Below are 24386 nucleotides of genomic sequence, written 5' to 3' on the forward strand. Positions count from 1 at the left end.
CCGGTAAAGGCGTTTCAAGACCTTACGAAACGCGGACGCCGCCCCGGATGCGCGGCGGCCGGGGACCATCCGCGGCCCCGCGGTGACACCCTGGAGGCATGGCACCAAGCAACGAACAGCGCACCGAGCCGGGCCGGAGCACCGACCGGGATCCCGGCACGGGGGAGGCGGGCGGTCTCGTCCTGGTCGTGGACGACGACCCGACCGTGTCGGAGGTGGTCACCGGCTACCTGGAACGCGCCGGTTTCACCGCGCTCCGCGCCGCCGACGGCCCGGCCGCGCTCGAAGCCGCCGACCGCCACCGGCCCGACCTCATCGTCCTCGACCTCATGCTGCCCGGTATGGACGGCCTCGAGGTCTGCCGCCGGCTACGGGACCGCGAACGCGGAACGCGCCCCGTCCCGGTGGTCATGCTCACCGCGCGCGGTGACGAGGACGACCGGATCCTGGGCCTGGAGGTCGGCGCCGACGACTACGTGACGAAGCCCTTCAGCCCGCGCGAGCTCGTCCTGCGCGTGCGGTCGGTCCTGCGCAGGGCCTCGGCCCACCGGAGCGCCGCCGAAGCCGGGGCCGGCGGGCCGTTGCTCGCCGCGGCCGGTCTCGTGATGGACCCGGCGGCCCGTCGGGTCACCAAGCGCGGAGGCGAACTGGCCCTGACCTTGCGCGAGTTCGACCTCCTCGCCTACTTCCTGGAACACCAGGGGCAGGTCTGCGACCGGGAACGGCTGATGCGCGAGGTCTGGGGTTGGGACTTCGGTGACCTGTCGACCGTCACCGTCCACGTCCGCCGGCTCCGCGGCAAGATCGAGGACGACCCGGCGAACCCCCGGCTCATCAAGACCGTGTGGGGCGCCGGATACCGGTTCGAGACGGGTCCGGCGCCGGCGATGGGCGCGGCCGGCGCCGACGGGGCCCAGCCGGAGGACGGCCATGCGTGACCTGCTGCTGATCGCCCTGTACGCCCTCCTCGGCGCCTGCGCCGTCGGTCTCCTCGGGGCGGCGGCCCTGCGCGTGCTGCGCCGACGCAGCATCGCCGTCTCGCTGGCGGTCGTGGCGGCCGTCGCGGTCTCCGCGATGCTGGCCGGGACGCTCACCGTCGCCTGGGCGATGTTCCTCTCCTCCCACGACCTCGCCGTCGTGACCACCGTCGTGGCGATGGCCGCCGCCGTGTCCCTGGCCACGGCCCTGCTCCTCGGCCGTCAGGTCGTACGGCGCTGCCGGGAACTCGTCCGCGCGGCGGGCGACTTCGGCGAAGCGGGGACCTTCACGGCCCCCACCGTGCCGGCCCCCGCCGAACTCGCTTCACTCAGTCGGGAGTTGGCCCTCACCAGCGAACGGCTCGCCGCGTCCCGCGACCGGGAACGCGCGCTGGAGACGTCCCGCCGTGAGCTCGTCGCCTGGATCTCGCACGACCTGCGCACCCCGCTGGCCGGCCTGCGCGCCATGTCGGAGGCGCTGGAGGACGGGATCGTCGCCGATCCGGCGCGCTACCACCGCCAGATGCGCGCCGAGGTGGAGCGGCTCAACTCCATGGTCACGGACCTGTTCGAGCTGTCCCGCATCCACGCGGGCGCCCTGAACCTGACCCCGACCCGCCTCTCCCTCTACGACCTCGTCGGCGACGCGCTGGCGGGCGCCGACGCCCTCGCCCGCCAGCACGGCGTGCACCTCGCCGGTGACGAGGTGGCCGCGCTCCCGGTGGAGGTCGACGGCAAGGAGATGACCCGGGTCCTGTCCAACCTCCTCGTCAACGCCATCCGCCACACCCCGGCCGACGGTACGGTCGCCATCGCCGCCGAACGCCGGGCCGGCGCGGTGGTGGTGTCGGTCACCGACGCCTGTGGCGGCATCCCCGAGGAGGACCTCCCGCGCGTGTTCGACACCGGCTGGCGCGGCACTCCGGCCCGTACCCCTCCGTCCGGGGCGGGCCTGGGACTGGCGATCGTCCGGGGCATCGTCGAGGCGCACGCCGGGCACGCGGACGTCCACAACGTCCCCGGCGGCTGCCGCTTCGAACTCACCCTCCCGGCGCCCGTGTAGGACGGCCGGGGAGGGTCGCAGGGGCCCTCCCCGGCCGTCCTACACGGGCGCCCCGGCCCCGGCGGCCAGCTCGGCCATCCCCGCCGCGAACGGCACCGAAGTGCTCCAGCCCAACTCCTCGCGCAGACGCGCCGAGTCCGCCGTGATGTGGCGGACGTCCCCCAGCCGGTACTCGCCCGTGACGACGGGGGCCGGTCCCGCGCACGCGCCGGCCAGCGCCGCCGCCATCTCCCCGACCGTGCGCGGCTCCCCGCTGCCCACGTTGTAGGCGGCGAAGCCGGGCCCGTCGTCCAGGGCGTCGAGGGCGACGGCGTTGGCCGCCGCGACGTCCCGTACGTGGACGAAGTCGCGCCGCTGCCCGCCGTCCTCGAAGACCCGCGGCGCCTCGCCCCGGGCCAGCGCCGAACGGAACAGGGCGGCCACGCCCGCGTACGGGGTGTCGCGCGGCATTCCTGGTCCGTAGACGTTGTGGTAGCGCAGCGAGACGACGCGGCCTCCGGTGGACCGGGCCCAGGAGGACGCGAGGTGCTCCTGGGTGAGCTTCGTGACCGCGTACACGTTCCTCGGGTCCATCGGGGCGTCCTCGCCCACCAGGCCGGGGGCGAGGTCGGCGCCGCAGTCCGGGCAGCGCGGCTCGAACCGGCCCGCCGCGAGGTCGGCCTCGGCCCGGGGGCCGGGACGCACGACCCCGTGCGCGGAGCACTCGTAGCGGCCCTCCCCGTAGACGACCATCGACCCGGCGAGCAGCAGTCGCCGTACGCCCGCCCGCGCCATCGCGGCGAGCAGCACGGCCGTACCGAGGTCGTTGACCGATACGTAGTCGGGCGCGTCGGCGAAGTCCTTGCCCAGGCCGACCTTGGCCGCCTGGTGGCAGACGGCGTCCACCCCGCGCAGGGCATCCCGTACCGCGTCCGGATCCCGTACGTCGCGGCCGTCGGCCGCCAGGTCGAGGACCGCGGGATCGTGTCCCCGGTCGATCAGTTCCGCCACGATGTGCGAGCCGATGAAGCCCGCTCCGCCAGTCACCAGTACGCGCATGGTCCGACGCTATGCCGCCGGCGGGGGGAGCGGCGGCGCGACCGGCCGCACGTCACGGATCCGTAAGAACGTCGCGCGGGCCGCGTTCCCGGCTCCGTGAGGACGTCGTGCGGGCGGCGTTCCCCGCTCCCGCGCGCGGCCCCGCCGTCACCCCTCGGCGGCCGGCGCCCGGCGCGTCCCGGCGTCGAGCACCGAAGCGGTGAAGTCCGCGAGTCGGCTTCGGAGTTCCTCGCGCGGTACCCCTTTTTCGCCGGCCAGGTACGCGACGAGGTCGGCGCGGGTGGCGGCGAGCAGCGCGTGGGCGGTGAAGTCGCACGAGGTCAGGCCGGGGACGCGCGCCAGCAGGTCCCGGAGCAGGGCGTGCCACCGCTCGTAGTGCTCCGTGCGGTACGGGCTGTCGGCGCCGGTCGTCTCCAGGGCCATCGCGAGGTGGCGGTTGTCGAGCTTGAGGCACAGGACGGCGTCGAGCAGCGCCGGTACGCGCTCGACGGGCGGGGTTGCCGGCCCGAGGGGTGCCGGGCCCGCCTCGATCGCCTCCCTCACCGGTTCGAGCCGCGCCTCGTACAGCGCGCGGATCAGTCCGGTGCGGTCGCCGAAGGAGCGGAAGAGGGTCCCCTTGCCGACGCCGGCCGCTGCCGCGATGTCGGCCATCGTGACCTCTTCCGGGGTGCGGCACTCGGTGAAGAGGGTGTCCGCCGCGGCGAAGATGGCCGCCCGGTTGCGGGCGGCGTCCTTGCGTGGTTTGCGTTCGGCAGTCATGGCGTTCCCTCGGGTTGCGAACCGGACCGGCGGTCCGTATCTTCGTGGAGAGAAGCGGACCGCTGGTCCGTATCGTACGGGACGGAGATCCCTCATGCCCGAAGCCACCTCGCCGACGGACCTGTACCGCCACAGCCTGCGCCTGCTCCTGAACAAGGACATCGCCTCCTGGGTCGCCCTGTGGTCCGAGCACGGCGTCATGGAATTCCCGTTCGCCCCACCCGGATGGCCCCAACGGCTGGAGGGTCGGGAGGCCATCGCCGGCTACATGCGTGACCATCCCGACCACATCGACCTGCGCGACATACCCGACCTGCGGATCCACCGGACCGCCGAACCCGGGACCATCGTGGTCGAAATGCGCGGCGTGGGCCGCGTGGTGGCGACCGGAGCCCCCTTCGACATGACCTACATCGCCGTCGTGACCGTCGAGGACGGCAGGTTCACCTCCTACCGCGACTACTGGAACCCGCTCGCCGTCCAGGAACCCGGTCTGCGCTTCGCCGGGAGCGACGCCCGATGACCGTCACCGGAACCACGTTGGTCATCGGCGCCACCGGCACCACCGGAAGCCGCACCGCGGCGCGACTGATCGCCGCGGGCCGGCGGGTCAGGGCCGCCGGCCGAAGCGCCGCCGCGTTCCCGGGCGCCGAGCCGGTCCGCTTCGACTGGTACGAGCCCGACACCCACGGCCCGGCCCTCGCCGGAGCCGACCGCGTCTACCTCGTCCCACCCATCGGGGACCCGGACCCGGCCGCCGTCATGCTGCCCTTCCTCGACCGGGCGCGCGCCGCCGGAGTCCTGCGGGCCGTGCTCCTCAGCTCCTCGGCCATCCCCGAGGGCGGCCCGGCGGTGGGGAGGGTGCACCGGGCCCTGCCCGACCTCTTCGCGCAATGGGCGGTCCTGCGCCCCTCCTGGTTCATGCAGAACTTCACCGGCACGCACGCCCACGCCGACAGCGTCCGCGCCGACGGCGTCATCCGCACCGCGGCCGGTGCGGGCCGGGTCGGGTTCGTCGACGCCGACGACATCGCCGCCGTCGCCGTACGGGCCCTCACCGACGACCGCGCGCCCAACACCGACCTGATCCTCACCGGGCCCCGGGCGCTCGCTCACGACGACATCGCGGCGGTCCTCACGGACGTCACCGGCCGCCCGGTGGTCCACCACCACCTGACCCACGACGCCCTGGTGGAGCGGCTGGCCGGGGCCGTTCCCCGGGAGTTCGCCGTGATGCTGGCGGGCATGGACCGGGCGATCGCGGAGGGGTCCGAGGACCGCACCACCGACACCGTCCAACGCCTCACGGGCCGCCCGCCGAACGACTTCCGCACGGTCGCGGAACGCGAACTGTCGGCGCGGGAGCCTTGAGGGGCGTTCTGTCCGGCGGGTGGTGTTCGGCATCGCCTGGTTGCTCGAGGAGTTCCGCCGGGCGAAGGGAGCCGTACCCCTCCTTGTGGCACCATGTCTTGCATGACGACCAACCGAAAGGTCCATGCCGCGTAGACGGCCTGGACGCATCCGGGCCCTAACCCCGGATCGACAGCGGTCGCAGCGCTCAGGGCCGGCCGTCGATCGCCTCTCCTCGCGAGCGCTGTCCGAGATCGTTCGCCTCGAGCGCACGCGGAACTACCTCCGACCGGGCGACATCAGTGCGGCGTTGCGGCTGTGGAAGGACTACGTCCACCGCCCCGCGCGCGAACTCTGGCACGACGACGAGTTCGGCAACGTGCACTGGTACTGCTGCGGCAACCCTCTCGAAGCCCGTGCCCTGCTCGGCGTCGCGACCCGAGCGATGTCGCCTCGCGGAGCCCGCGAGCTCCGCAGGATCATCGAACGGCTCGACGCCTTCATGGGCCCGCCCGACCCGGCCGCGGACCGCCGAAGGTGACGAGCGACGTCAGGACCGGTCCACCGCCGGCAAACGGGCGCGGGAGCGCAGGCCCGAAGGAGAACGGGGCCGATCCCCGTCGGATTCCGCCACCGATCCATCCGAACGTGCCGCAATGGGCACGTCGGAGCGCGTGTCGGCCCCGATCTCCTGATGCGGGGGCAGTTCGCGGCCGGGAGGTCACCGGTCGGCTTCGGGTGCGTGGGTACCGGCCGCCCGCTCCCTTCGGCGTGCGGTCGTCGACGTCGCTCGCGGCCCGTGCGGCTACCGGTCCGGGTCGGACTCGGCCTTGCGGGCCAGGAGTTGGACCTCCTGGAACTGGCGTCGGTCGGTGGGCCGGGGCTCGCGGGTCATCCGGGCCACCTCGGTCAGGCCGGACTCGCGCAGCAGTGCGGCGAGGTGATCGGGCGACCAACGGTGGGCCGGGGCGACCGCGTGATCGAAGGTCTGCGTCAGGTGGGCCGGGCCGTCCGTTGCCGAAAAGCCGATCAGGAGGTGGCCGCCGGGCGCCAACACGCGGTGGAACTCCGAGAGGACGGCGGGGAGTTCCCGTGGGGGAGTGTGGATGACGGACCAGCGGGAGAGGACGCCGCCCAGCACGCCGTCGGCGATGTCCAACGCCGCCATCGAGCCCACCTCGAACCGCAGGCCCGGGTGGGCCCGTCGAGCCAACTCGATCATCGCGGGGGAGGCGTCGACACCGAACGCCACCGGACCCAGCTCGTTCAGGTGGGCGGTGACGTGGCCGGGCCCGCACCCCACGTCCGCGACCCGACCGTCCCCACCCCCACCGGCGAGCTCGGCGAAGGCGGCGAGGATCGCGCGGTCCAGGGGACTGTCGCGCAGCGAGTCGCTGAACAGCCGCGCGTAGGTGGGGGCGGCAGCGTCGTACGCCTCGCGGACGGCAGGGAGGGCATCGTGTTCGACCATGCCCGCGACAGTAGTTCCCCGGCCCGGAGGGGAGTCGGAAGAATCACGGCCTTCCCGCCGGGGGAGGGCCGGCGGGAGGGCCGGCGCGATTCACGCCGTGCGGGTCAGCGCGGTGTGCAGCCGGGCGAGCCAGTCGCCGGGGGCGCCGTGTGCCTCGGGGTGGACCGCGCGGAAGCGCCGCCACGCCTGTTCGTCCACCCGTACGTCGGCCAGTCGCGCGGGCACCGGGGGGCGCGGCGCCGGGCTGGTCTCCGCCAGCAGCACGGCGTCGTACAGGTCCTTGCACCGGGGCCCGTCCTCGGATGCGGAGTCCTCCAGGAGCCACCGCAGCTTCCAGGCGAGGGACAGCGCGCGGCTCGCGGTCCGCACCACCGTGACCCCGCCGTCGCCGCGCGGAACGGCCGTCCGGACGGGTCCCTCGGGCAGCCGCTCGTCGTGGGAGAAGTCGAGCTGGGCCTCACCCCGGGGCCCGGACTCCGCCCGCCACGGGATCAGGATCCTGATCCCGGCCGACTCGTCCTCGGCGTACGCGTAGGCCCACGTACCGTCCCGGCGTGCCCCGTCCGCGTCGAGCAGCACACCCCGCGCGGCCCGCGGGCGGCTGCGGACCAGCTCCAACAGGTCCTCGTACGGGGGGAAGTCCGCCGGTTCCGGCTCCGGTTGCCAGACCAGACCCTCCGGCGGGACCACCGCGCGCAGCCCCCGCGTCTCGAACTCCGCCTCGCCGTCCGACCACATCTCGTAGCGGGCGGCCCCACCGACGGCCTCCGGCCACTCCTGTACGGCGTCGTGGGCGGGGACGTACGGGTGGGGGTGCAGCGGGTCGATCGGAACCGACGACGGCGGCAGCACGACGAAGTCGAGGTCGCCCGGCGCCCGGGCCCGGTCGCCGACCCACGCGGGCATGACCATGCTGCCGCGCAGGATCAGCTCGTCACCCCAGGCGGACTCCGAGATGAGGCGCAGCAGGTGGTCGAGGGCGGCGCGGCCGTGCCCCGTCACCGCGTGCGCCGTGGCGCCCGAGGCGTCGTTCGCTTCCATCCCGCGACTGTAACTACGGCCGCCGACAACGCGCTCCCGGTCGAATCGGCCTCCCCCGCCGCTGCCGGTCACCCGCTCCGGCCGCCGGGTTCGAGGAGACGGGCCAAGGCGCGGTCCAGGGGCGAGGTGCTCGTCCTCGTGAGGGTGGCGACGAGGTCGAGGTAGCGGATGGCGGCGGCTTCCTGGGCGGGGGACAGTGCGACGAGCCCGCCCGGTGCCGCCGCGCGGACGGCTTCGACGAGCATCCGGGTGTCCTCGTCGTCGAGCCGCAGCACGGCGACGGTCCGGGCGAGGCGGTCGACGACATCGGCCGGGGTTTCCCGTGCGCTGCCGTACTCGCAGCCGTACCAGTCACCGGCTTCCTCGAGGAGGCCGTGCAGGCTCGCGTAGCCGTCCTGGTGGGCCAGGGGGTCCTGCTGCGGTGCCGGCCCCGCAGCGAGCGGCCCGCCGCCCGCCCCGGCCGCAGGGCGGCGGCGGGGCGGCGGCCGGGCCGTACGGACGCGGTCGCCGGGGCCGTCGGAGGCGGGTCAGGCGGTGAAGGCCTCGACGAGGGTCCAGACGGCGAGCGCGGCCATGCACACGGCACCGAAGCGCTGGACGTTCTTCAACGGGACGCGCCGGGCGATGAACCGGCCGACCAGCAGGGCGAGGGCCGAGACCGACATCAGCGCGAGGGCGGAGCCGATGGCGGTGGGCAGCCAGCCGTTGGTGGCGGCGAGGTTGGCCGTGGTGATCTGGGTGAGGTCGCCCCACTCGCTGATGAACACGGCCATGAACGCCGTCGTGTACACGGGCCAGAATCCGGTGACCGTCCTGGCGGCGCCGTTCTCGTCCTCGTCGTCCCCACTGCGCAGCAGGACGACCGCGCCGAACGCGAAGAGGGCGGCGGACACGAGCTTGACCAGCATGTCCGGGAGCATCCCGAGGAGGCTGCCGGCGCCGACGGCGATGGCCACGTGCACGATGAACGCCGTGGAGGTGCCGAACCACACGTACAGCGGGCGCATGCGGGTGCCCATGGCCAGCGAGGCGAACATGGTCTTGTCGGGGAGTTCCGCGAGGAAGATCAGCCCGAAGGCGGTGATGATCGCCAGGGGGTCGAGAGTCATCCTGGTGCTTTCTGCTGGGGCCGGGCCGTCAGCTCGTACGACACCCAGGAGGCGACGGGAGAACCACTCGGCCCGGCACGACGGAGCGGCCCGCACGTGTGTGCGGACTCGGTCATGCTTGGCCGAAGGTCTCGTCCACCACGGCACTGTGTGCCGGGGCCCGATGGCCGGGACGGGTTGCCCTGTCCAGTATGTCGACCAGCGGTATTTCGGGACTACTCCCCTTCGCTGCTCCCAGCATAAACGGATGGCAAAGGCTGTGGGAACCGGGGGTCGGGTGGCGCACGTCACCAGTCTCCCGGGCAGCGCTCCGTCCGCGCGGTCGCGGCCGACGGGACGACCTCCTTGGTGTCCCACGGCCACGGGGACCGCTCGCCCGGCCTCCCGAACGGGGTCGGGGCCGCAGCCGGTGGTCGACCGCGGCCCCGCTCCGTGGCCGACGCCCGGGCCGGCCCGCTCAGCGCAGGACCGGGATCACGTCCTGCGTCTCGTCCACCTCGATGCCCGTCGCCCGTAGGCCGAGCGGCGCCGGCGGCGTCTCGTCGGCGCAGACGGTGCCCCGCGCCGGCAGGGCCAGCGTGGCGAGGTAGTCCGTGGCGAGCGCGCTGACGCACGCGCTCCGGTTGTAGGCGGTGTGCCCCTCGCCGGCGAACGTCAGCAGCCGTCCGTTCTCCAGCGTCCGGGAGAGGGCCACGGAGTCCTGGTACGGGGTGTCCGGGTCCCCGGTCGTGCCGAGGACGAGGATCGGGGCCGAACCGGCCGCCCGGTAGGAGCCCTCGTAGCGGCTCGGGCGCTCCGCCTGCCACTGGGCGCAGGTGGGCGCGTGATTGTGGTCGTACGTGGGCGGTCCCAGGCCGACAGGAGGTCCCAGCAGGGGAGCGGAGGCGGCCTCGGCGCCGACCAGGGTGGCGAGCAGGAGCCGGCTGGTCGGGTAGACGCGGTCGGCGCACTCGACGGCCATGTTGACGTTGAGGAAGTCGAAGGAGCCGGGCGAGGGCGGCGACAGCAGGAACGAGGTCCGGCGGTCCTGGGCCGCGCGCAGGGCCTGCCCCAGGTAGGGCCAGATCTCCTTGCCCGAGTTGATGTTGAACATCAGGCGGTAGGCGAGGGTGTAACCGGTGGCCGGGCGTCCGCTCGCGGTGATGACCGGATCGGCGTCCAGCGACCGCTTGAGCCGTTCGAAGGCCTGCCGGGGCTCGCCGTCACCGAACCCGCAGGTGGTGGCGTTCTGCGCGCACCAGTCCAGGAACCGGCCGACGGCGGAGTCCAGGGCGGCGAACTGCCCGGCGTCGTAGGCGTACGGCACGTCGGCGTAGGTGCGCGGGTCGTAGCCCCCGTCCAGGACCATGGCGCGGACGCGCCGGGGGAACTGGGCGGCGTAGACCGTGCCGACGTAGCTGCCGAAGGAACGGCCGTAGAAGGAGAGGGTCTCCTCGCCGAGGGCCTGACGCAGCAGGTCGATGTCCTTGGCGTTCGACCCGGTGCCGATGAACGGCACGAGGTTCCCGGCGCGTTCCTGGCAGGCGGTGGCGAAGTCGAGGCCCTGCCGGATCGCTTCCCGCAGGGCTCCCGGGGCCGGTACGCCCCGCGCGGCGTCGACGGCGGCGGAGTACTCCTTGTCGTTCCAGCACTCCACCTGCCCGCTGCGCGCCACGCCCCGCATGTCGTACCCGACGACGTCGAAGCGGTCGCGGAGGGAGGCCGGCAGGGCGTCGTAACTGTTGCGGGTGAAGTCGACGCCGGAATTGCCCGGTCCGCCCGGATGCAGCAGCAGGACACCGGCGCGCCGGGTCGGGTCGCTCGCGAGCCGCCGGGTGACGGCCAGGGGGATGGTGGCCCCGTCGGGCCGGCGGTGGTCCAACGGCACCAGGGCGGTCGCGCACGCGAAGCCGTCCCCCGGATCCTCGGCGTCGACCCCGTCGCAGGGCCCCCAGGTCAAGGTGGGAACGGGCGGGGTCGAGAGCGGCGTCGCCGTCGCGGCGCCGGGCGCGCTCCCGAGGAGCGCGGTGACCGCGATCATGACCAGGGATATCCCCCACACCACTCGCCTGCGCGGGTCATCAGCCAAACGGGTCTGCATGCGGCGATCCTCCGTCATGGTTCTTCCGGAACGAGCGACAACGTAGCCGCCGGTCACCGCGCCTGTCGGCCCACCAGGAGTGCACTCCTGCCTACCACCAGGGGCGGCGCCCGCGTACCACCACGGTTGTACGCTCCCGGAAAACGCCGGGGTCGACATCCTGGCCGGAACCGGCCGGACGGCGGTTCCCACCGGCGGGCCGTCCCCACCGCACGCACGCCCCCCGCCGGATCACCCCCGGCGCCTCCCGCACCCCACCTCGGGGGTTGTCGGTGCCGCTTGCTACAACTGGCAGCACATCTGACGCGACGGTCGAGGAACGGCGGGCACCCCATGAGCTACCCGAGGCATTTGACGGGATTCGGCGGGCTGCCCGTCATCGACTTCCCGGGCCCGAAGGACGCCGACTCGCGCCTGCCCGAGGCCGACGACGTCGCGTGGCGGATCGGCACCGACAGCTATGACAGCGAGGAGAGCTGGACCGAGGCCTTCACCCGGTTCCGCGCGGCGGTCGACACCCGCGCGGTCCGCGTGATCGTCGTCGGCTCCTGGGAGGAGGCCTACGACACCGGTCCGGAGGAGATCATCGCGGCGCTGCTCGACGCACGCCCCCAACTGCCCGCCCTGCGGGCCCTGTTCCTCGGGGACATGGAGTCGGAGGAGTGCGAGGTCTCCTGGATCAACCAGGGAGACGTCGGCCCGCTCCTCGACGGCTTCCCGGAGCTGGAGGAGTTCGGCGTACGCGGCGGATCCGGACTGGTGCTGCCCGCCGTCACGCACCACAAGCTGCGCTCCCTGACCATCGAGACCGGCGGCATGCCCGCCGAGGCCGTCCGCGGCGTCGCCGCGAGCGACCTGCCCGTCCTGGAGCGCCTCGACCTGTGGCTCGGCACGTCCGAGTACGGCGGGGACGCGACCATCACCGACGTGGCCCCGATCCTCGACGGGGAACGCCTGCCGCGCCTGCGCCACCTGGGACTGCGCAACAGCGACATCCAGGACGCGATCGCCGCCGCCGTCGCGTCCGCGCCGGTGGTCGCCCGCCTGGAGACCCTCGACCTGTCCATGGGCGTTCTCACCGACGAGGGAGGCGCCGCGCTGCTCTCGGGACAGTCGCTGACGCACCTGAAGAAGCTGGACCTGCACCACAACTACCTCACCGAGCCGCTGCGCGAGCGCTTTTCGGAGGTGCTCGGCGGCGCCGGCGTCCTGCTCGACCTGGAGCGGGGCAACGCCGAGGACGACGAATACGACGGCCGCACCTGGCGCTACGTCGCCGTCGGCGAGTAGCAGCCGGGTCATGACGGACCGAGCGAGCCCGCCGCGCTGGGCGGTCGTCGGCAACCCGGAGAACCGGCGCGTCGCCCTGTTCGCCGGGGCCGTGCGCGCCGCCGGGCTGCCCGCGCCGCGCATCGTGCCCTGGACGGACGTCCTGCGCGCGGGCGGCGCGGCCTTCGCCGCCGACGAGATCGTCCGGCTCGAGTCGCCGGGCGAGAACACCGAGGTGGACCGCCTCCTGCGCGGTACGGACGACCCCACACGGGTCGAGGGCGGAGCCCGCTGGTACGCCGCCTTCACGGCCGCCGTACGGACGCTGACCGGCGGCCGGCGCCTCGACGACCCCGACGAACTGGCCGTCCTCTTCGACAAGCGGAGCTGCCACCGGACCCTCGCCCGCGCCGGCGTCCCCGTGCCGCAGGCGCCGACCTCCGGCGGCGCGACACCGCCGCGCGGCTGGGACGACGTACGGGCCCTCATGGACGCCCACCGCATGCCGCGGGTGTTCCTGAAGCCCGCCCACGGCTCCTCCGCCTCCGGCGTCGTCGCCGTCGAGACGGCCGGCGGGGGCCGGATCAGGGCGACGACGTCGGTGGAGAGCGCGCGGGACGGTCGGCTGTACAACTCCCTGCGGGTACGGCGCCTCACGCGCGAGCCGGAGGTGGCCGCGCTGGTCGACGCCCTCGCCCCCGACGGACTCCACGTCGAACGGTGGTGGCCCAAGGCCTCGCTGGACGACGGCGCGGCCGACCTGCGCGTGGTCGTCGTCGCCGGGCGGGCCACCCACGCCGTGGTGCGCACCAGCCGGGCCCCGATGACCAACCTCCATCTCGGCGGCCGGCGCGGCGACCTGTCCGCCGTGGTCCGGGCCGCGGGCCCGACGGCCTGGGCCGAGGCCCTGCGGATCTGTGAGCGGGCCGCGGCCTGCTTCCCCGGCACGCTCTGCGTCGGCGTCGACCTGCTGCCCGCCGTCGGCTGGCGCCGGTTCGCCGTGGCCGAGGTCAACGCCTTCGGCGACCTGCTGCCGGGGCTGACCGGACTGCCGGGCAGCGGCGCCGAGGGCCAGGACACCTACGCCGCCCAGGTCGCCGCCGCCTCCCGAGGATCCGTACCGCACCACCCGACGAGGAACGACCGTGCACCCGCCTGAAACCCCAGCGCCCCCGATCCCCGACATGAACGAGGTCGTCGGCCGCGACGACCTGCTCCTGCTCACCCTGGACACCCTGCGCCACGACGTCGCCGCCGAACTGGCCGCCGCCGGACGCCTCCCGAACCTGGCCCGCCACCTGCCCGGCGGGGTCTGGGAGGAACGGCACGCCCCGGGCAGCTTCACCTACGCCTCCCACCAGGCGATGTTCGCCGGATTCCTGCCCACGCCGGCCCGCCCCGGCCCGCACCCGCGCCTGTTCGCCGCCCGCTTCGCCGGCAGCGAGACCACCGAAGGCCGGACGTACGTCTTCGACACGCCCGACCTGGTGTCCGGCCTCGCGGCGGCCGGGTACCGCACGGTGTGCGTCGGGGGCGTCGGCTTCTTCAACAAGCGGGGCGCGCTCGGCGACGTCCTGCCCGGCATGTTCCAGGAGAGCCACTGGGAGCCCGAGTTCGGCGTCGCGGCGCCGAACTCCTTCGAGGCACAGGTCGAGCGGGCCGAGCAGATCGTCGCCGCACTCCCCGCCGGGCAGCGGCTGTTCCTCTTCGTCAACGCCTCCGCGATGCACCAGCCCAACTGGTTCCACCTGCCCGGCGCCACGGCCGGGGCCGGTGACACCCGGGCCAGCCACGCCGCCGCCCTCGAATACGTCGACCGGCACGTGGGCCGGCTCCTCGACGCCATGAGTTCCCGGCGCCGCTGCTTCGCCATCGTCTGCTCCGACCACGGCACCACCTACGGCGACGACGGTTACACCGGCCACCGCCTCGCCCACCGGGCCGTCTGGACGGTGCCGTACGCCCACTTCTTCCTGGAGCCGTCCGCATGACCGCCCTCGCGCCGGAGCCCGCCGCGCCCGCCCGACCGACTCCGGCCGGCCCGTACGACGCCTACGTGTACGCCTACCCCCACAAGACCGCGTACCGGCCGCTGCCCGACCGGCCCGCCCTGCGGGACCTGTGGCGCGGCGAACGCAAGGACGCCCTCTCCCTCTACCTCCACATACCGTTCTGCGAGGTCCGCTGCGGCTTCTGCAACCTCTTCACCCGCATCGGCGCCCCCGACGGCCTCACCGGCCGCTACCTCGACGCCCTCGACCGGCAGGCCGCCGCCGTACGCGAGGCCCTCGGCGACGAGGAACCGGTCCGGTTCGCCAACGCCGCGTTCGGCGGCGGCACCCCCACCTTCCTGACGGCCGGTGAGCTGGAGCGCCTCTGCGACATCGCCGAGCGGCGCACGGGCGTCGACCTGCGGGCCGTCCCGCTGTCCGTGGAGACCTCGCCCGCGACCGCCACCGCCGACCGGCTCGCCGTCCTCGCCGACCGCGGCGCCACCCGCGTCAGCATCGGCGTGCAGAGCTTCGTCGCCGAAGAGGCCCGGGCGGCGGTCCGCCCCCAGCGGCGCGCCGACGTCGAGGCGGCGCTCGGCCGCATCCGTGACGCCCGCGTCCCCGTCCTCAACATCGACCTCATCTACGGCATCGACGGCCAGACCCCCGCCACCTGGCGCACCTCCCTCGACGCCGCCCTGGCCTGGCGACCCGAGGAGCTGTACCTGTACCCGCTGTACGTCCGCCCCCTCACCGGCCTCGCCCGACGCACCGCGCTCACCGACCGGGCCTGGGACGAACAGCGCCTGGACCTCTACCGGCGGGGCCGCGACCACCTGCTCGCGCACGGCTACGAGCAGGTGTCGATGCGCATGTTCCGGCTGCCCGGCGCGGCACCGCAGGGGTCCGACGACCACGCCTGCCAGACCGACGGCATGATCGGCCTGGGCTGCGGCGCCCGCTCCTACACCTCCGCACTGCACTACTCGTTCGACTACGCCGTCGACATGGGCGAGATCCGGTCGATCATCGACGACTACACCGCCACCGACGACTTCACCCGCGCCGTCCACGGCCGGTACACCACCGGGGACGAGGCGCGCCGCCGCCACCTGCTCCAATCCCTGCTCCAGGCCCGCGGCATGCCGGTCGCCGACTACCGGGAACGGTTCGCCGCCGACCCGCACGACGACTTCCCCGCGGAACTCGCCGCGTTCGCCGCCCGGGGCTGGCTCGACCACGACGGCGCCGGCCCCCTCCTGCGCCTCACCCCGGAGGGCCTGGCCCACTCCGACGCGCTCGGCCCCGCCCTGTTCTCACCCGCCGTCCGGGCCGCCATGGCCGCCTACGAGACCAAGTAGCCCCCGTGGACCTCACCCTGCTGTACCGCGGCCCGCTCGCCTCCTGCGACTACGACTGCCCGTACTGCCCCTTCGCCAAGCGGCGCGACACCACCGCGCAACTGCGCGCCGACCGGGCGGCCCTCGAACGGTTCACCGACTGGGCGCGCTCGCGCACCGAGGACCGGCTCTCGCTGCTCTTCACCCCCTGGGGCGAGGGCCTCGTCCGCTCCTGGTACCGGCGCGCCCTCGTCGACCTCTCCCACCAGCCGCACGTCGACCGCGTCGCCATCCAGACCAACCTCAGCTGCCGCACCGACTGGCTCGCCGAAGCGGACCCCGCCACCCTCGCCCTGTGGTGCACCTACCACCCGGGACAAACGCCCTACGAACGGTTCCTGGCCAAGGTCCGCGACCTCGCCGACCGGGGCGTCCGCCACAGCGTCGGCATCGTCGGCCTCCCCGACAACCTGGAGCACGCCCGCAGGCTGCGCGCCGACCTGCCCGCCCACGTCTACCTGTGGGTGAACGCCGCCGACGGCCACACGTACACCGACGCGGAGGCCGACACCTGGACCGCCCTCGACCCGCTGTTCCCGTACAGTCGGCGTCCGCACCGCTCGGCCGGTCTGCCGTGCCGCACCGGCGAGTCCGTCCTGTCGGTCGACGGGGACGGCACCGTCCGCCGCTGCCACTTCGTCCGCACCGAGCTCGGGAACCTCTACGACGGCTCCTACCGCACGGCCCTCGCCCCCCGCACCTGCCCGCTGGCCACCTGCGACTGCCACATCGGCTACGTCCACCTGGAGACGCTGCCCCTGTACGACGTCTTCGCGGGCGGCATCCTGGAACGGGTCCCCGCAGCGGCCCCGCTCCCTCCGCTTTCGGTCGGCCCGCTGGTCAGCGGCGCGGATTGGACCATCGGCCGATGAGGCTCGACGGCCATGGTTCGGATGACGCATTGCGTCCGACGGCGGCGGGGGATTGGCTGGCCAAGATCAAGACGACAGGCGGGACCCGGCAAGGAAGAAGCACATGACACCCCTGCTCGACGGCTGTACGCCCTGGCCCGAGGAATTCGTCGACCACTACTGGGCGGCCGGGCACTGGCGCGGCAACACCCTCGACAACCTGCTCCGCGGCTGGGCCCTCCAGTACGGACCGCGGACCGCGCTCGTGCACGGCGACACCCGCGTCACGTACGCGAGGCTGAACCGGCGCGTGGACCGCATGGCCGCCGGATTCCGACTGCGCGGCCTGGGGCCCGGGCAACGGGTCGTCGTCCAACTCCCGAACGTCCCCGAGTTCGTCATCACCGTGTTCGCGCTGATGCGCGTCGGCGCGGTCCCCGTGTTCTGCCCGCTCCCGTACGGAGCGGAGGGGGTCGCACACCTCGTCCAGGTCACCGAGAGCGTCGGCTACGTCGGCCCGGCGACCCACCGGGGCTTCGACCACACGGCGATGGCGGCGGACATCGCGGCCCGGGGACCGTTCCTGCGGAAGGTGTTCACCTACGAGGCGCCGGGCACGGCGTCCCCGTACGGCGGCTTCACGACCGACCCGGCGGGCTGCTACTACTTCCCGCTGGACTCCATCGACTCCCCGCCCGAGCCGACGCCGTCGCGGAGCGCCGGCCAGGTGGCGTTCCTCCTGCCGGCCGGCGATGCGACCGGGACGCCCCACCTCGTGCCGCGCACCCACGACGACTACGCCTACCAGGCGCGCGCCGCGGCCGAGCTGGTGTCGCTCACCGAGAACGACGTGTACCTCGCCGCGCTGCCCGCGGCCTCCCACTTCGGCTTCGGCTGCCCCGGCATCGTCGGCACGTTCTCGGTCGGCGGCGCCGTCGTCCTGATCGAGGGCCAGGAGGACCGGGAGGACCGGGATCCCGCCGCGTGCCTACGGGCCGTCGAACGGGAGCGGGTCACCGTCACCTCGGTGGAACCCGACCTCGCCCAGCGCTGGCTGGAGGTACTCCCGACCGTCCGGGCCGACGTGAGCAGCCTGCGCCTCGTACAGATCGGCGGCGCCCAAGGGCACCGGTCGACCGTCGAGCGGTTGGGCCACGCCCTGGGCTGTGGAGTGCAGCAGGCCTTCGCCATGGCCGAGGGCCCGCTCACCCTCACCCGTCCCGGCGATCCGGACGAGGCCGTGCTCGGCACGCAGGGCCGCCCGCTCTCGCCCGACGACCAACTCCACATCGTCGACGCCGACGGCAAGCCCGTGCCCCACGGCGAGAGCGGCGAACTCCTCGCCCGCGGCCCGCACGTCCCCCGGGGCCACTACCGGGCGCCCGAGCACAACGCCCGCACCTTCACCCCCGACGGCTACCTCCGCACGGGCCGGCTCGCGCACCGCACCCCGGACGGAAACCTGGTGGTGAGCGGCCCGCTCGAGGAAACCTGACCGGGCCACCGCTCACGGCACGTCCCGTACGGGGAGGGACGGCAGCGCGTCCGGTCGAAGATCGTCCCGTAGTACGCTCGTGCCGCAACACGACGCGAAGGGGAGCTCAGTGGCGCGGGTTGCGGTGATCGGTGGGGGAATCAGTGGGTTGGGGACGGCGCTCATGTTGGGCCGACGGGGCCACGCGGTCACGTTGTTCGAGCGGGACACGAGGGCGGCCGGCGAGGACCTGAACCGGGACTTCTACGACTGGCACAGACCCCGGACACCGCAGGCCGTCCAGCCCCACTCGTTCCTCGCCCCCGTGCGCACCGTATTGCGTGCCGAAATCCCCGATGTCCACGAGGACTTGCTGGCGCGCGGGGCCCGGGAGTACCACGACTTCGACTGGTTCGGCGAGCATCCCCCCTACCGGACCGGCGATGAGGACCTGATCAACCTGCGCACCCGTCGCATCGTGTTGGAGGCCGCCCTGACGGCGGCCGTGCGGCGGGAACGCGCCGTCGACGTGCGAGGGGGCCATCAGGTGCGCGGCCTCACCATCGAGGAGGGCCGCCCGCCCCGCGTCACCGGGGTACGGGTGGGTACCGACGCGTACGCGGCCGACCTCGTCGTCGACGCGGCCGGTCGCCGCTCGCCGGTTCCCGGCTGGCTGACGGCGGCCGGCTGCCGTCCGCCCGTGGTCGACAGCCACCGAGCCGGCATCGCCTACCTGTGCCGCTGGTACCGCCTGCGCGCCGACGGTCCGCGTGACCCCGGCCGGGTCATGACCGGCTCGGCCGCGCCGTTCGCGCTCGGCGGCGTCTTCCCCTCCGACAACGACACCTTCGCGGTGAACCTGGTGCTCTCCACGGGCGATCCGATCCGCGGCGCGCTCACCGACCCGACCGTGTTCGAGGCCGCGGCCCGCCTGTTCCCCGCCACCGCGGCCTGGCTCGACCTGGCCCCCGAACCGCAGTCGCCCGTCCTGGCGATGGCCGGCCTGGACAACCGCTGGACCGGGCTGGCCGACGACGACGGGCCCGTCGTGACCGGCCTGGTCAACGCCGGGGACAGCCTCATCCACACCAACCCGACCCTGGGCCACGGCGCGGCCCTCGGCCTGCGCGCGGCCCAGTACCTCGCCGCCCACGTCGACCGGATCGCGGACGATCCCACCGACTACCACACCTGGACGACGCGGGAACTCCGGCCGTGGTACGACGCGCAGGTGAGGGCCGACCGCGCCAACGAGCAACGTCTCGCGGGAAGTTCACCACCCTCCGAGGACCGGTGGGCCGCCGCCCGGGCCGCCTGCGCCTTCGACGACCCGGTCGTGATGAGGGCCCGCGCCCAGGTGCGCCACCTCGTGCGCCCGGCCGCCGACGCCTACGGCACCGACGAGGTGGACCGACACGTCACCGCCTGGCTGGCCGCCCACCCGGACTTCTCGCCCCGGCCCGACGGCCCGACCCGGGAGCAGTGGACCGCGCTCGTCCCGAGCTGAGCCGGCGGCGAGGGAGGCGGCGGGACCCGAAGGGCCGCGCCGGGCCGCGGCAGGTCGGGGAGCGCCGCGGCCCCCGCGCGCGGCGACTGCCGTGTTTCGCTCAAGGGGGTGGCCGCGCGCGCGGTCTAGGCTCGGCCCGTGGGACAGGCCGAACTACGCGCCGTCGAGGGCGCCGGACCATTCACCACCAGGCGCACCTGGCGGCTGCCCGACGGCGCCGAAGCCGTCTGGGAGTCGCGCCAGGCCCGCCGCCGGGGGGTGCTCGCGGTGCGCGCACCGGGCGCGCCGACCGCCCGGCACGCGCGCGCCGACGCCGTGAGCCTCGTACGACTGCGCCGCCTGAACTCCATCGCCGCCGTCGCCTTCGTGCTCGGCGGCGCGCTCTTCGCGGCCGGGGCGACCATCGCCCAGTTCGGATCGGGCGACGCGATGACCAGCGCCGGTGTCTACTTCGCCGGCGGCCTGTTCTTCAACGCGGGCGGCTACGTCTCCCTGCTCCAGGTGATCAACGCCCCCCGGCACGTCCCCGAGGGCGCCGACGCCCTGGTCACCCGGCGGTGGCGGTGGTGGAGCTACGAACCGATGCACCTGGACTGGCTGTGCGTGTTCGCGCTGTTCGCCGGCACCCTGGTGTTCGGCGTGAACCTGCTGGACTCGTTCCTCCAGGGCCTGAGCGTCCAGCAGATCAACCGGCTGATCTGGACCCCCGACGTGATCGGGTGCGTGTTCTTCCTGGTGTCCGGGCACCTGTCGTTCGTCGAGGTCTGCCACGGTCGGGTACGGGTGCTCGCGCGCGACCTCGGCTGGTGGATCGTCGCCGTCAACCAGCTCGGCTCGGTCCTGTTCATGATCTCCGCGCTCGCCGCCTTCACCCCCCGGATCACCGGCAGCGAGCTCAACGCGGACATCGCCAACTGGGGCACCCTGCTGGGCGCCCTCTGCTTCTCGGTCGGCGGCGTGCTCCAGTACGGCGAACGCCCCTGAACCCGAGCCCGGGCCCGTGATCGGGCCGGCGCGTGATCGGGGCGTCAGAGCGTGCCGCCCTCGAAAAAGGCCAGGAGCGCGGGCTCCGGACGCGCCGCGGTGGACACGTTGGCGACACAGACGACGACCATGACCAGGGTCGAGAGGGCCGCCAGGGCGCCGAACGCCGCCCACAGGCGCCTCGTTCGCCGGTCGGACGACCGAGCCCTCGCGAACCGGGTGCGGAACCACACGCCGATCCCGGCGAAGACCACCGCCACGACCCCCGCGATCACGGCCATCACCGCGTGGAACCATGAGAAGTCGTCGACCATCGCCCCCAGCGCGGGCGGGGTCCGCCCACCCGTACCGGAAGCACCGGCCAGGTGCGGCCCGATCTGGTCGATCGTGCTGCCGATCTCCCCGCCGCCACCGGTCGGCAGCATCGACAACAGCGAGGAGAGGGGCGCGGCAGCGCCCTGGACGTTGGCCATCACCGCCGCCGCGGCGGCCAGTACGAGCACGGCGTCGAGGACCCCGGCCGACGCGAGGACGGTCCGGCCCACCGCGCCGTCACCGCCGGTCCGCAGGAACGCCTTCCACAGGAGAACGCCGACCAGCACGAGCACGATCAGCAGGAGCGCCGCGATCACGCCCTTGGCCACGTGGTAGCGGTACCAGTAGTCGACGAGCCGCTCCAGGTCCGGTGTGAGGGCGCGGCCACCGGAACCCCAGTACCCGACGAAGGCTTCACCCGAGGCGGCGACGAGGTCGCCCTGCCCGGCGAACTCCTGGTGCGCTCCGCGCGCCGCCAAGGTGCGCGGGGCGACGACGAAGGCGAAGAGGAGCGCCGCGGCGAGGACGACGAGCGCCGCGAGGGCGCGGGCGGGGGTGACTGCCCGCCGGAAGGGGGCTGCTGGGCCGGGCAAGGTGGCTCCTCGGGCTCGATCGGGTGCGCGGACGGCGGCCCGCCGGCCCCGCAGGAGCGGCGGCTGACGACCGGACGGCACGCCCCGGCCCGCACCGCCCGGCGCACCGGCCGCAGCGGCGATCGGGGCCGTCCCGCTCACCCTGCCGTACGGTCGACGCCGTTTCACTGCGGCCCGCCCCCGTCCGACGGTGGGGACAGCCCCACCGCGTCCGGCGCCGACGCGCCCGGACGGCCGGGGCCCGACAGCGTTCCCGCGGGTCGAGCGGCCACGGACGCGGCGAGCCCCCGTCCGGGCGGGTCCGCACCCTCTAACGCCTCGGGCCCCCGACGGCGTACGCCGTCATGCCCGTGACGGCCAGGACGAGGGCCGTCCAGGCGCCCACCGCCGCGTCCGGCGGCAGCAGCATCCAGGTCAGGACCTGCGTCGCGGCGTCCGGCGCGGACGGGGCGACGAAGCAGACCGACATCCAGGCGAACGGCAGGATCCAGGCGTACTGCTTCCCGTACCAGGCCGCCCCGAGCGCGACGAGGCCCATCAGTCCCGCGCTGTTGCGCAGGACGAACGCGGTGGAGGCGGGCTGCCCGCTCAACGTCCGCACCGCGAGCAGTACCCCGCCGATCAGCGCGCCGCAGAGCAGTACGTGCGCCGCCCTGCGCGGCATCCAGCGGATCGCGGCCGTCCGGTCCAGCGCGAGGTCCTGCCCGCCCAGCCCGACGGAGACCGCCGTCGCACCCGCGGCGAGCAGGAGCGTGGAGGCGCGCGGATCCCACGGGCCCCCACCGCCGATCCCGGACAGGGCCCACACCACCGGCGCGCTGATCAGCAACGCGGCCAGCGAGGCGGGCACCTGCCGCGAACGGGCGTACAGCGTCAGCCACCTCACCGCGGCGCACCGCCGGTCAGGGCGTCGAGCGCGTCGCCCGAGCAGGAGACGGCTGCCGTGTGCATGGCGCCGATCCGCGCCCGCTGCTCCGCGGGCGCGAGCGCCGTGAACCGTTCCCACACCGGCCGGGTCAGGGCGTCCTGGTCGCTCGCCCGGTGCATGGTCCCGTCGAGCGGCCGGGGCTCCCCACCGAGCACCCAGGCCGCACCGATGCTCTGCGCGGCGGCGTCCGGCAGGGTGCCGCTCTCGGTGTTGCTGCGGGGGAAGCACACCGGGGCCAAGCCCTGGGCGACCAGGGCCCGGGTCAGCCCCTCCCCGCGCGCGCCGCCGAGCATCCCGTCGTCGAAGTCGACGAGCAGGAACCCGGGCGCCCGCTCCGGGGTGTCACCGAGCGCGCGCGGGAGGGTGGCCTCGTGGACGGCGACGGGCGCCCGGTCGCCCAGGGCGTCGCGCAGCAGGCGCAGCGCCTCCTTGCCCGGACCCGACAGGTCGTCGAGCCGGGCCCGTTGGGCGGCCGTCACGCACACCGGCCCGTCGCACACCTGCGCCGCCGCGGCCCGATCGAGGACGTACGTACCGCGCGGGGCGGCCGGGAATACGAGCAGCGCGACGGCCCCGCCCGCCAGCAGCGGGGTGAGGGCGAGCAGCCGGCCGCGCGGCGTGGCGGCGGCCAGCAGCGCGAGGCCCGTCGCGGCCATGCCGAGCAGCCACACCGTCTGCCCGAGGTGGACGGGGACGGCCAGTGTCAGGAGCGGTTCGCGTGCCTCCGCCACCGTCGGCGACAGCAGCGACAGACGGTTCGGCACGGCGGCGGTCGGCAGCGCTCCGTCCGTGGTCTGCCGGAAGAAACTCGCGAGCAGGAAGGTGCCCACGGCCAGTGCGGGCGGGGTGAGCACGGAGGGCACGACCCGTGCGATCCCCATGCCCAGGACGGCCCCCGCGGCCAAGGCGAGCGCCCCCACCAGGGAAATGGGCAGCCAACCGAGGTGCGCGTACGAGGCGTCGCCGGCCAGGACCCGTACCGCACCCAGGAGGACGATCAGCCCGAAGGCCGACACGAGCGCGAACGCCGTCGGGCCGGCCAGGGCGGCCGCGCGGTGCCGCGCGGGGCGCGGGGTACTCGTGAGCAGTTCGGACATCCGTGAGCGCTGGTCGCGCAGCCCTTGGAGGGCCCCGAGTCCCACGGCGACGGGCCACAGGAAGACCAGCGGGTACCGGGTCCACATGGCCATGGAGGTCCACTGGGCCGTCCACAGCGCGGTGCCGTTCCACCACGGCCCGTTGAGCAGGTGCAGGAACGCGAGCGCGGCCACCAGGACGACGGCGCCGGCCCACGGGGCGACGGAGCGCCTCAGTTCGATGAGCGGGATGCGGAGGTTCACCAGGCCCCCCTCGTCCGTACCGGGTCGACCAACAGAGCCGAGTAACCGCGCTCCAGCGGGCTGTCGCCCACGTGTTCCGGGCCGCCCGCCGCGGCCAGCTCGCCCGGAGTGCCCTGGAAGACCAGCCGGCCCTCGGCGAAGAGCACGACGTCCGTGCAGGCCGCCGCCACGTCCTCCACCAGATGGGTCGACACGAGCACGCAGGCGTCCGTCCCCAACTCCAGGAGCAGTTCGCGCAGGCGCAGCCGCTGCGCCGGATCCAGGCCGACCGTCGGTTCGTCCAGCAGCAGGATCGACGGGTCGTTGACGATGGCCTGGGCGATGCCGGCCCGCCGCACCATCCCGCCCGACAGGGTCTTCATCCGGTCGTCGGCGCGGTCGGCCAGGCCGACCCGCTCCACGGCGCGCTGCACCGCCGCGGGGATGTCCGCCGTCGGCACCTCCTTCAGCCACGCCATGTACTCCACGAACTCGCGCACGGTGAACCGCTTGTAGTAGCCGAACTCCTGCGGCAGGTAGCCGATGCGGCGGCGCAGCGCACGGAACTCGCCCCGCCCGCCCACGGACTCCCCGAGCAACTCCAACTCACCCCCGGCCGGTCGCAGCACGGTGGCCAGTGCCCGGATGAGGGTGGTCTTGCCCGCCCCGTTGGGACCGAGGAGACCGTGTACGCCGGTGCCCAGCGACAGATCGAGACCGTCGACGGCCATCCGGTCGCGTCCCACCCTGACCCGTAGCCCGGTCGCCCGGATCTCCCAGGCGTACGGGGTGGGAGCGATGTCGTCCCTGCTCACTGAGGGCATCGTGCTCTTCCTCTTCTCTCGTGCGGTCGTTCGGGGGCGTCGG

At 74.1% G+C, this 24386-nt stretch carries 24 protein-coding genes; 13 read left to right on the forward strand and 11 right to left on the reverse strand.

The annotated features are described in order from the left end of the window. The first annotated feature begins 98 nt into the window (after positions 1-98). Both ACFY0I_RS12040 and ACFY0I_RS12045 read left to right on the forward strand, forming a co-directional pair. Positions 99-938, forward strand: a complete 840-nt coding sequence (locus tag ACFY0I_RS12040; protein ID WP_388893432.1) for a response regulator transcription factor — start codon at positions 99-101, stop codon at positions 936-938. Next, positions 931-2040 (forward strand): sensor histidine kinase, encoded by a 1110-nt coding sequence (locus ACFY0I_RS12045; RefSeq protein WP_388893434.1) that lies wholly within the window; start codon positions 931-933, stop codon positions 2038-2040. The genes ACFY0I_RS12040 and ACFY0I_RS12045 overlap by 8 nt, the downstream gene beginning before the upstream one ends. A gap of 39 nt (positions 2041-2079) precedes the next feature. On the opposite strand, the gene ACFY0I_RS12050 is transcribed toward ACFY0I_RS12045, so the two are convergent. Together ACFY0I_RS12050 and ACFY0I_RS12055 are read right to left on the reverse strand one after the other, a co-directional pair. Continuing rightward, positions 2080-3078 (reverse strand): NAD-dependent epimerase/dehydratase family protein, encoded by a 999-nt coding sequence (locus tag ACFY0I_RS12050; protein WP_388893436.1) that lies wholly within the window; start codon positions 3076-3078, stop codon positions 2080-2082. A 147-nt stretch (positions 3079-3225) separates the two neighbouring features. After that, positions 3226-3837, reverse strand: a complete 612-nt coding sequence (locus tag ACFY0I_RS12055) for a TetR/AcrR family transcriptional regulator (RefSeq protein WP_388893438.1) — start codon at positions 3835-3837, stop codon at positions 3226-3228. 94 nt (positions 3838-3931) lie between these two features. On the opposite strand from ACFY0I_RS12055, the gene ACFY0I_RS12060 reads away from it, so the two are divergent. The 3 genes from ACFY0I_RS12060 to ACFY0I_RS12070 all read left to right on the forward strand — a co-directional run bounded on the left by ACFY0I_RS12060 (position 3932) and on the right by ACFY0I_RS12070 (position 5728). Next, positions 3932-4360: a nuclear transport factor 2 family protein gene (locus tag ACFY0I_RS12060; protein ID WP_388893440.1), complete on the forward strand. Its 429-nt coding sequence runs from the start codon at positions 3932-3934 to the stop codon at positions 4358-4360. Continuing rightward, the gene (locus tag ACFY0I_RS12065) at positions 4357-5208 is read left to right on the forward strand and encodes an NAD(P)H-binding protein (protein WP_388893442.1); all 852 of its coding nucleotides are present in this window, start codon (positions 4357-4359) and stop codon (positions 5206-5208) included. The genes ACFY0I_RS12060 and ACFY0I_RS12065 overlap by 4 nt, the downstream gene beginning before the upstream one ends. A 289-nt stretch (positions 5209-5497) precedes the next feature. After that, positions 5498-5728: a hypothetical protein gene (locus ACFY0I_RS12070; protein WP_388893444.1), complete on the forward strand. Its 231-nt coding sequence runs from the start codon at positions 5498-5500 to the stop codon at positions 5726-5728. 264 nt (positions 5729-5992) lie between these two features. Here ACFY0I_RS12070 and ACFY0I_RS12075 read toward each other — a convergent pair whose 3' ends face one another. The 5 genes from ACFY0I_RS12075 to ACFY0I_RS12095 all read right to left on the reverse strand — a co-directional run bounded on the left by ACFY0I_RS12075 (position 5993) and on the right by ACFY0I_RS12095 (position 10888). Next, entirely contained in the window at positions 5993-6658 is a 666-nt protein-coding gene (locus ACFY0I_RS12075; RefSeq protein WP_388893446.1) for a class I SAM-dependent methyltransferase, read from the reverse strand. 90 nt (positions 6659-6748) lie between these two features. Further along, positions 6749-7699 carry a nucleotidyl transferase AbiEii/AbiGii toxin family protein gene (locus ACFY0I_RS12080; RefSeq protein ID WP_388893448.1) on the reverse strand — a complete coding sequence of 317 codons (951 nt, stop codon included), beginning with the start codon at positions 7697-7699 and terminating at the stop codon, positions 6749-6751. Between the two features lie 68 nt (positions 7700-7767). Further along, the gene (locus ACFY0I_RS12085) at positions 7768-7974 is read right to left on the reverse strand and encodes a hypothetical protein (RefSeq protein WP_388893450.1); all 207 of its coding nucleotides are present in this window, start codon (positions 7972-7974) and stop codon (positions 7768-7770) included. A 252-nt stretch (positions 7975-8226) separates the two neighbouring features. Continuing rightward, positions 8227-8808, reverse strand: a complete 582-nt coding sequence (locus tag ACFY0I_RS12090; RefSeq protein WP_388893452.1) for a TMEM165/GDT1 family protein — start codon at positions 8806-8808, stop codon at positions 8227-8229. A 457-nt stretch (positions 8809-9265) separates the two neighbouring features. Beyond that, positions 9266-10888 carry an alpha/beta hydrolase gene (locus ACFY0I_RS12095; protein ID WP_388893454.1) on the reverse strand — a complete coding sequence of 541 codons (1623 nt, stop codon included), beginning with the start codon at positions 10886-10888 and terminating at the stop codon, positions 9266-9268. 333 nt (positions 10889-11221) lie between these two features. On the opposite strand from ACFY0I_RS12095, the gene ACFY0I_RS12100 reads away from it, so the two are divergent. The 8 genes from ACFY0I_RS12100 (at position 11222) to ACFY0I_RS12135 (ending at position 20364) form a co-directional block, all read left to right on the forward strand. Beyond that, positions 11222-12178, forward strand: coding sequence for an STM4015 family protein (locus ACFY0I_RS12100; protein WP_388893456.1), 957 nt, complete (start codon positions 11222-11224; stop codon positions 12176-12178). 10 nt (positions 12179-12188) lie between these two features. Next, the gene (locus ACFY0I_RS12105; RefSeq protein ID WP_388893458.1) at positions 12189-13316 is read left to right on the forward strand and encodes an STM4014 family protein; all 1128 of its coding nucleotides are present in this window, start codon (positions 12189-12191) and stop codon (positions 13314-13316) included. Between the two features lie 25 nt (positions 13317-13341). Beyond that, entirely contained in the window at positions 13342-14148 is an 807-nt protein-coding gene (locus ACFY0I_RS12110; RefSeq protein WP_388893460.1) for an STM4013/SEN3800 family hydrolase, read from the forward strand. Next, positions 14145-15509, forward strand: a complete 1365-nt coding sequence (locus tag ACFY0I_RS12115) for an STM4012 family radical SAM protein (protein WP_388893462.1) — start codon at positions 14145-14147, stop codon at positions 15507-15509. The genes ACFY0I_RS12110 and ACFY0I_RS12115 overlap by 4 nt, the downstream gene beginning before the upstream one ends. A 5-nt stretch (positions 15510-15514) precedes the next feature. Beyond that, the gene (locus tag ACFY0I_RS12120; protein WP_388893464.1) at positions 15515-16420 is read left to right on the forward strand and encodes an STM4011 family radical SAM protein; all 906 of its coding nucleotides are present in this window, start codon (positions 15515-15517) and stop codon (positions 16418-16420) included. A gap of 103 nt (positions 16421-16523) precedes the next feature. After that, the gene (locus tag ACFY0I_RS12125) at positions 16524-17894 is read left to right on the forward strand and encodes an AMP-binding protein (RefSeq protein WP_388893466.1); all 1371 of its coding nucleotides are present in this window, start codon (positions 16524-16526) and stop codon (positions 17892-17894) included. A gap of 109 nt (positions 17895-18003) precedes the next feature. Continuing rightward, positions 18004-19380 (forward strand): FAD-dependent oxidoreductase, encoded by a 1377-nt coding sequence (locus ACFY0I_RS12130; protein WP_388893468.1) that lies wholly within the window; start codon positions 18004-18006, stop codon positions 19378-19380. 138 nt (positions 19381-19518) lie between these two features. Continuing rightward, on the forward strand, positions 19519-20364 hold the full coding sequence (locus ACFY0I_RS12135; protein WP_388893470.1) for a hypothetical protein: 846 nt from the start codon (positions 19519-19521) through the stop codon (positions 20362-20364). Positions 20365-20408: 44 nt separating this feature from the next. On the opposite strand, the gene ACFY0I_RS12140 is transcribed toward ACFY0I_RS12135, so the two are convergent. The 4 genes from ACFY0I_RS12140 to ACFY0I_RS12155 form a co-directional block, all read right to left on the reverse strand. Next, positions 20409-21272: a hypothetical protein gene (locus tag ACFY0I_RS12140; protein ID WP_388893472.1), complete on the reverse strand. Its 864-nt coding sequence runs from the start codon at positions 21270-21272 to the stop codon at positions 20409-20411. 310 nt (positions 21273-21582) lie between these two features. Further along, complete coding sequence (locus ACFY0I_RS12145) at positions 21583-22158, reverse strand: hypothetical protein (RefSeq protein WP_388893474.1); 576 nt, start codon at positions 22156-22158, stop codon at positions 21583-21585. Next, a complete protein-coding gene (locus tag ACFY0I_RS12150) occupies positions 22155-23540 on the reverse strand; it encodes a hypothetical protein (RefSeq protein ID WP_388893476.1) in 1386 nt (461 codons plus the stop codon). Before ACFY0I_RS12150 ends, ACFY0I_RS12145 begins: the two co-directional genes overlap by 4 nt. Beyond that, entirely contained in the window at positions 23537-24343 is an 807-nt protein-coding gene (locus tag ACFY0I_RS12155; protein ID WP_388893478.1) for an ATP-binding cassette domain-containing protein, read from the reverse strand. The genes ACFY0I_RS12150 and ACFY0I_RS12155 overlap by 4 nt, the downstream gene beginning before the upstream one ends. Positions 24344-24386: the final 43 nt, after the last annotated feature.

This window comes from Streptomyces sp. NPDC001568, assembly GCF_042893755.1.
Classification (GTDB): Bacteria; Actinomycetota; Actinomycetes; order Streptomycetales; family Streptomycetaceae; genus Streptomyces.